Origin of the sequence: Sediminibacterium sp., from assembly GCF_051860225.1 — a bacterium.
Lineage (GTDB): Bacteria > Bacteroidota > Bacteroidia > Chitinophagales > Chitinophagaceae > Sediminibacterium.
In genome coordinates this window covers 314,942-329,133 of record NZ_JBHYEI010000003.1, presented here as the reverse complement: position 1 = coordinate 329,133, position 14,192 = coordinate 314,942, and the positions used below count along the sequence as shown (strand labels likewise).

The following is a 14,192-nucleotide window of genomic DNA, read 5'->3' as shown; positions in this document are numbered from 1 at the left end:
ACTATGCAACATACTAGTCACTTATTAATGATACAACCTGTTCATTTCAGTTTTAATGATGAAACAGCAGTCAACAATAGTTTTCAAAACAAATCAGATCAATCTAACGTACAAACTAAGGCCAGAGAAGAATTTGAACAATTCATCACTGTTTTAAGAGCCCATGATATAGACGTTACAGTGGTAGAAGATAGCCCAAATCCGCATACTCCTGACTCTATTTTCCCAAACAATTGGATTTCTTTTCATGATGATGGAAGCATATGCCTCTACCCTATGTTTGCAACAAATCGAAGATTAGAAAGAAAACCCTCTGTTTTAACAGCCATTCAACAAAAATTTGTAATCAAGCATACCAATGATTTTACAAGACATGAAAATGACTCACTTTTTCTAGAAGGCACTGGCAGCATGGTCCTGGACCGAGAAAATAAAATTGCCTATGCTTGCCTCTCCCCTAGAACAAATCAATCGGTTTTAGATGAATTTTGTACAACCATGCATTATAGAGGAGTATCATTTGTTGCAGTAGACGCAGCAGGTGATCCTATTTATCATACAAACGTTATGATGTGCGTGGCCGATGATTATGTTGTCATTTGTTTAGACTCCATTAAAGATGTTGCAGAAAAAAATAATGTAATTGCCTCAATACAACACTCAGGAAAAATAATCATTGAAATTGATTTTAGTCAGATGAATCGATTTGCTGGGAATATGTTACAAGTTCATAATGCTAAGGGAGAGAAATTTTTAGTCATGTCTAGCCAAGCATTTAATGCATTAAGACCCGACCAAATAGATAAGATTCATGTGTTCAATAAAATCATACATAGCGATATTACGACTATCGAAACCAACGGTGGTGGTAGTGCTAGGTGTATGATGGCTGAAATATTCTTACCACTAAAATAGTATGGTTTATTATTGATACACTAACAACCTTAGAAACTTTTACGAACCCCCTCTGCAAAAGAGTGGGGTTTGTAGTTTAATATCTTACAAGCTTTATCAATTTTAAGTCCAGATTGTTTAGCCCTTTTTACAGGTTCAGGAAAACTACTACTGTCTACGGCTTCAATTAAATGGTGATTCAAAGACAAGCAATTCGCAACTTCTAGCGCCATTTCGTATGGGGTAATAATTTCAGCTCCAGCCAAATGAAAAATTCCATTATGGTTTTCCACAATGATTGTTTCTAAGCCTTCACATATATCATTTACAAAAGTGGGGGTTCGTTGCTGATCATTAACCACTTTAATTGAGTTCCCTTGCAATAACTGTTTTTGCACCCATTGAATAAAACTTGGTCTAGAACCAGGCAACTCAGGACCATAAATAAAAACGGGCCTTACAATCACATAATGCGGTATATGCTCTTTCACCCAAATTTCTGCTTGTAATTTACTTTCACCGTAAAAATTAAGCGGAGCTGCTTGATCTTCTTCACCATGAGGTCCATTTTCACCAAAAATAAAATCGGTAGAAAAATAGATAAATCTAGATTGATATTTCAATGCGGCTTCACCTAAATGAATAGTAGCCTGCACATTCTGCAATAAACAATTTTCTCGATTAACATGGCATTCATCGGGTTTACTCATTGCGGCAATATGAATAATCCAATCGGGTCGAATACTATCAAATACCATTTCAACAGAAGGCATATCAGTAAGATCGCAAGAATGATATTGAATTGGACTTTGTATTGCAAATCGAGCGACTCCCCTAGAAATTGCATGTACTTGAAATCCTTTATTTGCGAAGAATTGAGTAACATGTTGACCAGTAAATCCATTAGCGCCGGTTATTGCTATTTTCATATGGCAATGCTACGAAAAATACATATACTAAAAATGCAGAAGGCGCCAGTTGGCGCCTTCTATTTAAAATACAATCCCCCTCTGATTGTATAATAAAATAATAATGAATTTAAGATAAGTAGGATCTGGAACTATGATCGTTTAAACCAATTTTTTTTTAGTGCAATCTTTATAGCGGCAGTTTTGTTTGAAACATGTAGCTTTTCGTAAATATTGGCTATATGCTTTCGTACCGTATGCGGACTGATAAATAACTTATCGGCAACCTGATGATAGTTTAAGCCGTCTACAATACCTTCCAAAATTTGCATTTCCCTTTCAGACAAAACAGAAGGCGTCACAGCTTTATTTTCAGGCAAATCATGATTGTTGACAGATTTTAGCATCATTAAAGTCTTCCTTGCAACAATTGGAGACATTGGAACAGTGCCTTCATTTAATAATTCTTTAATGAAAGCAATGATTTTTGAAATTGATTCATCTTTTAAAAGGTAACCACTTGCGCCTACTTTAACCGCTTCAAATATTTTTTCGTCTTCACTGAATGCGGTTAGCATCAAAAATTGTATATCAGGATAAATTTCCTTTGCAATCAACACCGTTTCTAAGCCATCCATTTCCGGCATTTCAATATCCATGAGAACAACTAAAGGATATTGAGTACTTGAAAGATTTTCCATTTGTTGAAGAAAATCAATCCCGTTCCCGGCTGTTAAAACAACTTCAATTTGATTTGAATATTGGAGCTGATCTGCCAAATTAGATCGCAAAAATCTTTTATCATCAACAATGGCAACTCGAATCTTATCCATAATAATATTTTAATATACTAGGCTCAAAGGACTAATTATTGCTCAACCAATGTACATGAAAAATCTAGTGTTTCTCCACCTAATAAACCCTGTTGTAATACTTTTGTAGTGGGAACCTTAATAGTTACTTTCCCACCATTAACCGTAACATCAGCTAAAACAGAAGTTGCAGTTGATGCATAACGTTTATTTCTTGTCTTATCTTCTACACTAATCATTAATTCATCCGCATTAAGCATTGACGGATCGGGCGTAATAACAATTTTATATTTCCCTGCTGTTGGAGTCGATTTAAACAAAACCGACACTCCATTTAAAGCTACAAATGAATTTGAGTTGGCAGCACTTTCAGCAGAAGTTGGAATTTTATCCCATGCTTGATATGCAACAAAAACACCTGAAGGAACTTTCCGAGATAAAACTTGACTAAAATTACTCCCTCCTAAAGTCCAGCCAGCAATAGATTGATCATTGGGCGAATCACCCTCTTTATTACATGCACTCATGGTAAAAAGACTAACACAAAGGATTAATAGAAGCTTTTTCATTTTTGTTTGTTTAATTATTTACTGTTTTAAAATTTAACTATACAAAAATGATTAATCAGCATTGGGTATTCAATAACTCATATGTAGTATTTTAAGTGATGGGGATTGTAATTTGAACCTTTGTTCCGCTTGGCATATTAGGGGAGAATTGAATATTACCCTTTAAATAAGCTACCCTAATTAAGATATTTTTCAAGCCTAGCCCATCTTTTGCTTTACCTTCTTCATAATTAAAACCAACTCCATTATCGGTTAAAATCACACTAATTTGATGGCTAGTCTTTTCAAGAATTAATCCCAATTCATTTGCATTTGCATGTTTAATAACGTTGTTAATGAGCTCTTGAATTACCCTATACAATATAACTTCTTCATTAAACTCCAGTTGATCTTTGAATCCGATAGATTCAAAGTGAATCTTTAATTTTTGTTCATCTATTTTTTCGATAAAACTTCTAATATCACTAGCAATACCTGATTTCAATAGAAAATTAGGCATCATTTTATGACTTAAAACCCTTACTTCTTTACAGCTTTCTTCTACTAGAGCCAATGTTTTCTCAGCCAAAAACTTATCTTCCGTTTTTGGCAAATCAACTCGTTCTAATAATCCATTCAAATTCATTTTAACAGCGCTAAATAGTTGGCCAATGCCATCATGTAAATCACCCGCAATTCGTTTTCTTTCAGACTCCTCCGCCTCAATTACTGCTTTAGCTAAATCTTCTCTTTGTTTCGCTTGGGCTTTTTCAAATACCCGTTTTTGCTCGATTTGCTTTTTCTTGTAAAATACAAATCCGGTCAAGGATAATAAAAGGGCAAGAATCACAATAATTAATATTGTTGTATTTTTTTGCTTTATTGCCGATTCTTGTTTTTGCAAAACCAATTCTTTCCTTAATCCTGTTTTGGTAAGTTCATTAATTTTATCTGTTTTAAGGGCGGCTTCTAATTGATTATTAAGGATAATTTCATTCTGACTAAACAATAGTAAACTATCTTCAGCCAAACGAAGTTGAGCTCCTGTTAATGCAAGTTTCTGTTGGGTAAGCTGAAAATTAGCTTGGTTGATTAATAATTGTTGGTTTAAAATTTTTAAATTATTAATTGAATCTTCTCTTGAGAGTAGTTTGATTTTATTTTCTTTTTGACTTGTCTCGTATTTCGTCTGTAGTTCAAGGAGTTTAGCGTTAGCAGTTTCATTAATGATATTTTCTTTATATATAAATTGTGAATCCTTAAAGCTAAATGCCGTTGAAAAATCTTTCTTTTCTGCATAAAAAGCAGACATCGTTGCATACAAGCTGTGTAGAAACTTTTTGAACGAAATGTCTGATTTAGCTAAATCAATTGCATTCTTTTGAATATCAATAGCATTATCAATTTTATTAAGACCACTCAAGAACATGGCATAATTGTTATATGCAATTATTAAAGCTTCATTGTCTTTATACTTTCCAAGGGCATTAAATAATTCATTGAAATACAAAGTAGCATTCAAAGTATCTCCTAACCTTTCATAACAACTAGCTAATGTGGAAAGCGTGGCTGTTTCAATTTTAGTATTATTGATTTGCTTTGATAAACTTAAGTTTTGTTTTAGAATTGGTATTGCTTCTACATACTTTTTTTGCCCATGATATAAGCTACTAATATTGTTATTAATTAACAATATTCCATTTTGATTCTTTAAAATTGTATATATCTGAATTGCTTTTTTATAATAACCTGCAGCTATATCAAAATTTTTCTGATTAACATTGATAACTCCTAGATTAGAATAAATTTGAGCTAATCCTTCATTATTGTTTACCTTCTCGTAATATTCTATAGCATCAAAGTAATATTTGATTGCATTTTCTAAATTACCTGTTGAAAAATAATTATTCCCAATATTTTGACTAATATTTCCGAGTCTGAGATTGTTACCCAAAAATTTAAATAATGAAAAGGCGATTTTATATTGATTAATTGACCCAGTATAGTCTTTTAAGCCATTTAAAACAGATCCTTTAATGAAATTACTGCGCGCAAATTCATTGCTGATAGTCATCTTGCTTCCAGAAGCAATAGAATTATCTAGTATAGAAATTGCTTTTTGATATTCCCCTTTTAAAAATAATTGAATTGCATATTCATTTATACCAAGTTGAAACAAATAGGGATTAGTTCTTTTTTGTGAAAGTTGAATCCCTTTATTGAAATATGTTGTAAATTCATTTTGATTGATAGGCGCATTTTTTTTTGCTATATCGTAATAAATCAAAATTTTAAGGCTGTCATTTTTTTCTGAGTTTAGTAAAACTTTTAAACTATCAATTTCTTTTTGTTGCGCATGTATAGAAAAACTCAGCAAGAAAAAAAAGAGAGAAAAAATAAAACGCATATATGCAAAATTTAAGATGGCAATATTTAAATATAAAACATTCCGTATATAACTGAAAGTTTATGAAAATTAACGTTAAGTTGGCACATTGAACTAACGTACGTTAGTAAGCATTTTTTTATTCTATCCACCCTCAAATCAGATGATATATCCCCAAGGCAATGTGCTTTCAAATCCGTATTTTTGGAATTCCGTGTATTCAATACACATTAAGTTTAGAAAAGATTGTCTTATATAATTAAAGCGATTGAGAAACATGGGTAGTAAAAAAGTAAGTAAGATTGGCGTATTAACTTCTGGCGGTGACGCACCAGGAATGAATGCCGCCATCAGAGCTGTAGTTAGAACGGGAAATTATAATGGATTAGAAGTTTTCGGTATCATGAGAGGATATAGTGGAATGATAGATGATGATATTGTACCTATGAACTCTAGATCTGTTGCCAATATCATTCAAAGAGGTGGCACTATTTTAAAAACGGCTAGATCGATGGTTTTTATGGAACCAGATGGCAGAAAATTAGCTTATGAAAACCTTAAGAAAAGAGGAATAGATGGGCTTGTAATTATTGGAGGGGATGGTAGTTTTAAAGGTGCACAAAAATTCAGTAATGAATTTGATATCCCATGTATTGGATTACCAGGAACGATAGATAAAGACATTGCAGGCAGTGATTTTACCATTGGATTTGACACTGCTGTTAATACTGCCGTAGATGCCATTGACAAAATAAGGGATACGGCCGATGCACACGATCGATTATTCATTGTTGAAGTAATGGGGCGTGATGCTGGTTATATTGCATTACACAGTGGTATTGCTACAGGAGCAGAAAACATATTGATTCCAGAAACAGAAACAGATATTGAAGAACTCATTCAGTCTTTATCTGAACAAGAAAAAAGAAAGAAATTAGTGAACATTATTGTAGTTGCAGAAGGTGATAAATATGGTGCTAATGAAATTTCTAGCATCATTAAGAAAAGGCTTCCAAACGCAGATACAAGAGTTTGTATTTTAGGTCATATTCAAAGAGGAGGATCTCCTACTTGTTTAGATAGATTAATTGCAAGTAGAATGGGATTTGCCGCAGTTGAATGTTTAATAAATGGCACCCATAATGTCATGGTGGGTATTTTAAATAATCAATTACACTACACTCCATTAGACCATGCAATTAAAGCCAAACAAAAAATTTCTGAAGATTGGCTCAGAATTGTAAAAATATTAGCTAGTTAACCCCTCAATAAAAAATTAAAACAACAAAATGTCAAAGAATTTAGAGAAGTACTTGCACAAAGAAATGGATAGAGAAGCGGGCATTAAGCACGTGATGCATAAAACAAAAATTGTTGCAACGGTAGGACCTGCTTGTGATTCATACGATCAATTATTAAATCTCGTAAAAGCCGGCGTAAACGTATTTAGATTAAATTTTTCGCATGGTAGTCACGAAGACAAGTTGGCAATTATTGATCATATCAGAAATATCAACAAAACACAGCCATACAATATTGCTATTTTAGCCGATTTACAAGGTCCTAAACTTAGAGTGGGAGAAATTGAGAATAATGCATTAGACCTACAAGTGGGAGATATTTTAACTTTTACCAACGAAAAATGCATTGGTACCAAAGAGAAAATTTATGTTTCCTATCCCAATCTTGCTGGCGATGTAGTGATTGGAAACCTGATAATGATAGACGATGGTAAGATTGAAGTGAAAGTTACTGGCATAGAAAAAAATGGGGATGTAAAAGTAGTTGTTACATTAGGTGGCATATTATCTTCTAAGAAAGGATTAAACTTACCTGATACCAAAATTTCTTTACCTGCTTTAACAGAAAAGGATTTAATAGACTTGGAATTTATTATTGAACAACAATGCGATTGGGTAGCATTAAGCTTTGTAAGAAGTGTTAAAGACATTGTTATTTTAAGAAGCAAGTTAGACGAGAAAAAAAGTAAAACTAAAATAATAGCGAAGATTGAAAAACCAGAAGCCTTGGTGAATATTCGTGACATTATTTTAGAAAGTGATGCCATCATGGTTGCTCGTGGTGATTTGGGAGTAGAGCTTCCAGTTGAACAAATTCCATTGATTCAAAAAGAATTGATCCGAAAGTGTATTCATCGCGCTAAGCCAGTTATTGTAGCTACTCAAATGATGGAGAGCATGATAGACAGAGTTAAGCCCAATAGAAGCGAAATTACAGACGTTGCCAATGCAGTACTAGAAGGAGCAGATGCGGTAATGCTAAGTGGTGAAACTGCAGCAGGTCAACATCCCGCTTTAGTAGTAGAAACCATGCGTAAAATTATTGTAGAGGTTGAGAAAAAGGAATACAGATACAATAGATCAGAAGACTTAAAACCACAACCACATTCACCTTCATTTTACAGTGATGCTGTTTGTTACAATGCAGCTAAAATGGCTGAAGACGTTTCTGCAAATGCACTTATAGGTATGACATTGAGTGGTTATACTGCATTTATGTTAAGCAGTTACAGACCATCTTCTCCCCTATTTATTTTTACTAAAGAAAAATCATTAGTAAATCAATTGAGTTTAAGTTGGGGCGTACGGGCATTTCATTATGCAGAAGAAGAAAGCTTAGATGATATTGTAGCAGATCAAATTGATATTTTAAAACAAAGAGGTTTTGTAAAATCAGGTGATGCTGTTATCAACACAGGTAGTACTCCAATTGATCAACATTTGCCAACCAATTTGATTAAACTTACTAAAGTAATTTAGTAGCTTAAACAATAAAGGTCTTTTCATATAACAGAATAAAAGATTCCTCATTCAGAGGAATCTTTTTTATTTTTATCTCCTAACGAACACTATAACCATGAAGCATTGCTTACTAATCATTTGCTTATTCTGCACATTATCTGTTTTTTCACAGGATAGCCCAATTATTCCACAACCACTGGAATTAAAAATGGGACAAGGAAATTTTTTAGTGAATAGTAAAACAGTAATAGTTACCAAAGGAGGTGGATTAGATAAATCTGCTAAATTTCTCCAAGCATATTTAAAGAAAATGTATGGATTGGTTTTACCTATTTCAACTACAGCAAACAATAATGGCAATATCGTTTTATCGTATGCAAGACTAGATTATCCTATTGCTGGGGCATATCACTTAGAAGTAAAAAATAATGGCGTTGTTATAGAGGGAGACAATGAAACTGGGGTATTTTACGGCGTTCAGTCATTAATTCAATTATTCCCTTTTGCCAAAACAAATATCCTTGCAATTCCCCAATTATGGGTGAAAGACCAACCAAGATTTGCTTACCGAGGTATGCATTTAGACGTTGCTAGACATTTCTTTCCAGTAGAGTTCTTAAAAAAATATATTGATTTTATTGCGATGCATAAGATGAATACTTTTCATTGGCATTTAACAGAAGATCAGGGATGGAGAATCGAAATAAAGAAATATCCAAAATTAACATCAGTAGGTGCTTATAGAAATGGAACTACCATTGGCAGGTACCCAGGAACAGGTAATACCAATACTCGTTATGGTGGATACTATACGCAAACCCAAATTAGAGAAATTGTAAAATATGCAGCAGATAGATATGTAGAAGTTATCCCTGAAATTGAATTACCAGGACATTCTTCCGCTGCAATTGCGGCTTACCCAGAATTAAGTTGTTTTCCAGATTCTAGTACAAAAGTGCCAGCTAAAATTGCCTGGAATGGATCTACTAAAGGTAAACAAGTACAACAAACCTGGGGTGTATTCGAAGATGTTTTTGCGCCAACTGAAACTACTTTTAAATTCTTAGAAAATGTATTTGATGAAGTAATTCAATTATTCCCATCAAAATACATTCATATTGGCGGCGATGAATGTCCTAAAGAAGCTTGGAAAAAATCAGATTTCTGTCAAAAACTAATTAAAGAAAAGGGATTAAAAGATGAACATGGCTTGCAGAGTTATTTTATTCAACGAGTTGAAAAATTTTTAAACAGCAAGGGTAAACAAATTATAGGTTGGGATGAAATACTAGAAGGGGGACTTGCTCCTAATGCAACGGTTATGAGTTGGAGAGGAGAAGCAGGTGGTATAGAAGCTGCTAAACAAAAACACAATGTAATTATGACCCCAGGTGGTTGGATGTACTTTGATCATAAACAAACCAAGAATGAAGATTCAGTAACAATTGGTGGATATACTACTGTTCAAAAAGTATACACTTATGACCCTATCCCAAAAGCGCTCTCTGCCGAAGATGCCAAATATGTTTTAGGCGCTCAAGCCAATGTTTGGACCGAATATATGACGAATACTAATAAAGTTGAATATCAGATTTTTCCTAGAATGAGCGCTTTAAGTGAAGTACTTTGGACACCTAAGGAACAAAAAAATTGGCCAAATTTTGAAAAAAGGTTAATGAACCAATTCAAGAGATATGACTGGTTGGGCATCAATTACAGCAGAGCCTATTTTGATCCTGTAAACAACACCCCGAATTAAGTAAAAAACAATAAAATACCGCAAAATACTGCTATTTTAATGCAGATTTATGACGCTTTAACGTATATTAGCCATGCAAAACAAATTAAATATGGTAGACTCTTTTGAGAAGATTGAAGTGAAAATTTATCCAACAGCAGCAGAAGGTTCTGTTTATGCAGCCCAACAAATAGCTAATTTGATTAAACAAAAATCTTCCAGAGGAGAAATGGTTGTTCTAGGTATGGCAACAGGCTCTACTCCTATTAAAATGTATGCAGAGTTAGTAAGAATGCATCGTGAAGAAGGATTGAGCTTTAAAAATGTAATCACTTTTAATTTAGACGAATACTACCCTATTGATAAAGATGCATACCAAAGTTATTGGAGCTTCATGCATAGAAACTTGTTTAATCATATTGATATAGATCCCCTAAATATTCATTTGCCAAATGGAAATGCACCAAAAGAAGAAATGAAAAACTACTGTGCCTCCTATGAACAAGCAATTGAAGCAGCTGGTGGTATTGATTTACAGATTTTAGGAATAGGTCAAAACGGTCATATTGGTTTTAATGAACCTGGCGCAAGTATCTTATCAAAAACAAGATTAGTCAATTTGGAGAATAGTACAAGAATTGCCAATTCCTATGAATTTGAAACTATATCTAAAGTTCCACGCTTAGCCGTTACGATGGGAATTAGTAGCATTTTAAAAGCAAAAAAAATTATCCTACTAGCATGGGGAAACAAAGCAAGTATTGTTGCGAAAGCAGTAGAAGGAAATGTAACAGAGAGCATACCAGCAAGTATTTTACAACAACACAATGATTGCACATTCATAATTGATCAAGCTGCTTCAAGTGAGCTAACTAGGATAAAATCACCCTGGTTAACAGGAGAATGTGAATGGACCAATTCAATGATTAAAAGAGCTGTTGTAAATCTTGCACTAAAGCTAAATAAATCTGTATTGAGCTTAACAACTTTAGATTATACAGAGAATGGACTTTCCGATTTATTAGTTGAGCAAGATGATGCCTACGAAATAAACTTACAGGTATTTTACATGCTAAGAGATACGATTACAGGATGGCCTGGTGGTAAGCCAAATGCAGTTATTCCGGCACACCCTGAAAGATCGGAACCACATCCAAAACGTTGTTTAATTTTTTCACCTCACCCAGATGATGATATCATCAGTATGGGTGGCACATTTATGCGATTACATGACCAAGGACATGAAGTACATGTTGCCTATCAAACCAGCGGTAATATTGCAGTTACCGATGAGTTTGTTACCCGATTCATTGACTTCGCGGTAGGTTTTGAAGAAATGTTTGGAATGGACAATAGCAAGAGTATTGAACAACTATCTTCAGCTGAAAGGTTTATTGCTTCGAAGAAAAAAGACCAAATGGACACAAGAGAAATCAGGGCCGTAAAAGGCTTGATAAGAAGAGGCGAAGCAAAAGCTACTTGTAGATATGTTGGATTACCAGAAGGCCGTTGGCATTTTATGAATATGCCATTTTATGAAACAGGCACTATCGAAAAAAAACCATTGGGTGAAGAAGATATATTAATCACCATGGAATTGCTTAGAAAAATCAAGCCACACCAGGTTTATTGTGCGGGTGATTTAGCCGATCCGCATGGCACACATAGAGTATGTTTAGAAGCAATTTTTGAAGCGCTTAGGCGGATTAAAGCCGCAGGCGATGACTGGGTTAAAAACTGTTGGGTTTGGCTTTATAAAGGTGCATGGCAAGAATGGGATATTGCAGAAATAGAAATGGCTATACCAATGAGCCCAGATCAGGTTAAGAAAAAACGTTTTGGCATATTTATCCATCAATCTCAAAAAGACATGGTTCCCTTTCAAGGAGCAGACAATAGAGAGTTTTGGCAAAGAGCTGAAGATAGAAATGCTAATACAGCCAATTTATATGCTGCACTTGGCATGACCAAATATGCAGCAATGGAAGCATTTGTTCGTTGGCATTACTAGCACTACTTTTGCCGAATGACGAAAAAGACATGGGGCCAATTTTTAAGAAATAATTCATTTCGCAATAAATTGGCGGCTGGTATTATTCTATTGGGCCTACTAATTGCTTTTCTACCCTATTATTTTGCTTTTATTGAAGCAAGAAAAGGAATTTTAATAGATGATCTTGTTTTAGATTTCATTCAAAGTGCCAACGTATCTATTCCTACGTTTATCATTATTTGGTCTATAAGCTTATGGTATCTGGTTAAAAGTTTTAAAGACCCTGCATTAATGTTATTGATTTTATGGGGATTTAATGTTTTATCCATTTCAAGAATAATCAGCATATATCTTGTTCCACTTGAACCTCCAGCTGATTTAATTGAATTAATTGATCCCATTACCAATAGTTTTTATGGTGCAAAATTTATTACTAAAGATTTATTTTTCTCAGGTCATACAGCAACCCTTGTTTGTTTAGCATTATGTTTAAAGGAAAGAAGAGATCAAGTTATTGTATTTACCAGCGCAATTATTGTGGGTATATTGGTATTGATTCAACATGTGCATTATACAATTGATGTAATTGCTGCGTTTATTTTCCCTTTTATATTGGTACCGATTGCAAAAAGAATTTGTGCTCCCTTTAACTAAGGGCTTTCACTGCTTTCTCAATAGCATTATGAACCCAACCTTTGCTATGTAACACTCTTTGGAATAACCAAATACCAAATAAGGCACAAGTGATTCCGGCAAGTACATCTAAAACATAATGATGACTACTATAAACTGCTGCGAACCAAATGCCAAAAGTAATGGCAGCTAAAACAAGATTAACCCAACCTAATTTATTACGGATACCATAGTATAATACGATGAGTGGATATGCAGAATGTAGAGAAGGCATTGCAGCAAATACATTCGAACTTTTTTCGTACAACCCCTTAAATATTTCAACACCAAAAAAAGCATCGAATCTAGAAAGTCCAGCTGTGTTCCCCTTTGTTGTAGGAATAAAATCAACCCCATATTGTTGAATATACCAAGGCGGTGCTGCGGGGTAAATATAATAAACAATGAAACCCAATAAATTCACCAACAGGAAGGTTAAAGAAAAATAGAAAAATTCTCGTTTATTATAAAAAAATAAAATGCCTGCAAATGTAAGTGGTACCGGAATCCAGCTTAAATAAAAAAAACCTGAAACAATATCTAACGCATTAGAATAATTTAATAGCCAATACTCATTAGGGGTAATTAGGACCCCATTAAATTGGAAGCCAAAAAGCTTTTTTTCTAATTGATAGAGTTGATCAATACTAACTGAATTGTACTCATAATTAGGAAATGCTTTCATGTAATCAAAAATGATCCAAAAAACAATAAACACCGTAAATCCTAATATGAATTTTCTTGTAACTGCCGACAAGTAATACATGCAATTAAAAAGACCTACCAATATCAATTGGTCTGTTTTGAATCCAATTAGAAAATAAGATACCAATAAATATAAGGCTGAAAAAAACAGCACAAGCAAAGATGCATGGATTGATTTTTTATTGAGGGGCATACTGTTGTTCCGTTATGGTTTAAATCTTTCCATGATGGGCCTACTATTAATTGCTTCTTTGCCTTTCATTTCAACATAAGCAATATTGGGATTAAATAATGTACCTCCCGGATCAATTTTAATGAATACCCTTTTTATTTCAGACTCTTTATTATTAATAAGTGTATAGAGTTTATATGTGTTATCTATTGGAGACTTCTTTAAGATGAAATCCTTTTTCTTATATGCAACTAAATGAATGGTAAAACTTCCATCTTTGTTTTTTTTAGAGGTTGTTCCATAAGCAAATGCTTTTTGTATAAAATTTAAATCCTTCTGCATTCCCCCTTCTGGATATCTAATCCAAAAAACTTTAACTGGATTACTTTCATCTAAAACCCCTTTATCACTTATATTCAAAGCATAAATCACTGTATTGGTATTGGTAGTTCTTTGTAAATAAAACAATTGATTTTTTATATTGGCAGGTACAGGAAAAGTATCCTGCGGGTCAATCATGATAGGCATTTTTGCATACCCTTCAGAGTGAAAAAAAGTCAAACACAATAACACAATTAAAATTCTCATTCTTTCAAAAAAAT

Annotated in this window: 12 protein-coding genes; 6 read left to right on the top strand and 6 right to left on the bottom strand. The window is 33.6% G+C overall.

What is annotated here, in order from left to right:
* Positions 1–3: 3 nt before the first annotated feature.
* On the top strand, positions 4–915 hold the full coding sequence (gene ctlX, locus ACTIEI_RS12005) for a citrulline utilization hydrolase CtlX (protein WP_439506534.1): 912 nt from the start codon (positions 4–6) through the stop codon (positions 913–915).
* 29 nt (positions 916–944) lie between these two features.
* On the opposite strand, the gene ACTIEI_RS12000 is transcribed toward ctlX, so the two are convergent.
* From ACTIEI_RS12000 to ACTIEI_RS11985, 4 genes are all read right to left on the bottom strand, one after another.
* Positions 945–1,823 carry an SDR family oxidoreductase gene (locus tag ACTIEI_RS12000; protein WP_439506533.1) on the bottom strand — a complete coding sequence of 293 codons (879 nt, stop codon included), beginning with the start codon at positions 1,821–1,823 and terminating at the stop codon, positions 945–947.
* A gap of 131 nt (positions 1,824–1,954) precedes the next feature.
* Positions 1,955–2,635 carry a response regulator transcription factor gene (locus tag ACTIEI_RS11995; protein ID WP_439506532.1) on the bottom strand — a complete coding sequence of 227 codons (681 nt, stop codon included), beginning with the start codon at positions 2,633–2,635 and terminating at the stop codon, positions 1,955–1,957.
* 35 nt (positions 2,636–2,670) lie between these two features.
* The gene (locus ACTIEI_RS11990) at positions 2,671–3,183 is read right to left on the bottom strand and encodes a hypothetical protein (protein WP_439506531.1); all 513 of its coding nucleotides are present in this window, start codon (positions 3,181–3,183) and stop codon (positions 2,671–2,673) included.
* 91 nt (positions 3,184–3,274) lie between these two features.
* On the bottom strand, positions 3,275–5,569 hold the full coding sequence (locus ACTIEI_RS11985; RefSeq protein WP_439506530.1) for a tetratricopeptide repeat-containing sensor histidine kinase: 2,295 nt from the start codon (positions 5,567–5,569) through the stop codon (positions 3,275–3,277).
* 256 nt (positions 5,570–5,825) lie between these two features.
* Between ACTIEI_RS11985 and pfkA the strand changes: the two genes are divergently transcribed.
* The 5 genes from pfkA to ACTIEI_RS11960 all read left to right on the top strand — a co-directional run bounded on the left by pfkA (position 5,826) and on the right by ACTIEI_RS11960 (position 12,695).
* A complete protein-coding gene (pfkA, locus tag ACTIEI_RS11980; RefSeq protein ID WP_439506529.1) occupies positions 5,826–6,809 on the top strand; it encodes a 6-phosphofructokinase in 984 nt (327 codons plus the stop codon).
* Between the two features lie 28 nt (positions 6,810–6,837).
* A complete protein-coding gene (gene pyk, locus ACTIEI_RS11975) occupies positions 6,838–8,328 on the top strand; it encodes a pyruvate kinase (protein WP_439506528.1) in 1,491 nt (496 codons plus the stop codon).
* A gap of 97 nt (positions 8,329–8,425) precedes the next feature.
* Complete coding sequence (locus ACTIEI_RS11970) at positions 8,426–10,069, top strand: beta-N-acetylhexosaminidase (protein ID WP_439506527.1); 1,644 nt, start codon at positions 8,426–8,428, stop codon at positions 10,067–10,069.
* Between the two features lie 73 nt (positions 10,070–10,142).
* Positions 10,143–12,059, top strand: coding sequence for a glucosamine-6-phosphate deaminase (nagB, locus tag ACTIEI_RS11965; protein ID WP_439506526.1), 1,917 nt, complete (start codon positions 10,143–10,145; stop codon positions 12,057–12,059).
* Positions 12,060–12,074: 15 nt separating this feature from the next.
* On the top strand, positions 12,075–12,695 hold the full coding sequence (locus ACTIEI_RS11960; RefSeq protein WP_439506525.1) for a phosphatase PAP2-related protein: 621 nt from the start codon (positions 12,075–12,077) through the stop codon (positions 12,693–12,695).
* On the opposite strand, the gene ACTIEI_RS11955 is transcribed toward ACTIEI_RS11960, so the two are convergent.
* Both ACTIEI_RS11955 and ACTIEI_RS11950 read right to left on the bottom strand, forming a co-directional pair.
* Positions 12,688–13,479 carry a phosphatase PAP2 family protein gene (locus tag ACTIEI_RS11955; RefSeq protein ID WP_439506524.1) on the bottom strand — a complete coding sequence of 264 codons (792 nt, stop codon included), beginning with the start codon at positions 13,477–13,479 and terminating at the stop codon, positions 12,688–12,690. The genes ACTIEI_RS11960 and ACTIEI_RS11955 overlap by 8 nt on opposite strands.
* A gap of 144 nt (positions 13,480–13,623) precedes the next feature.
* Positions 13,624–14,178, bottom strand: a complete 555-nt coding sequence (locus tag ACTIEI_RS11950; RefSeq protein ID WP_439506523.1) for a DUF4833 domain-containing protein — start codon at positions 14,176–14,178, stop codon at positions 13,624–13,626.
* Positions 14,179–14,192: the final 14 nt, after the last annotated feature.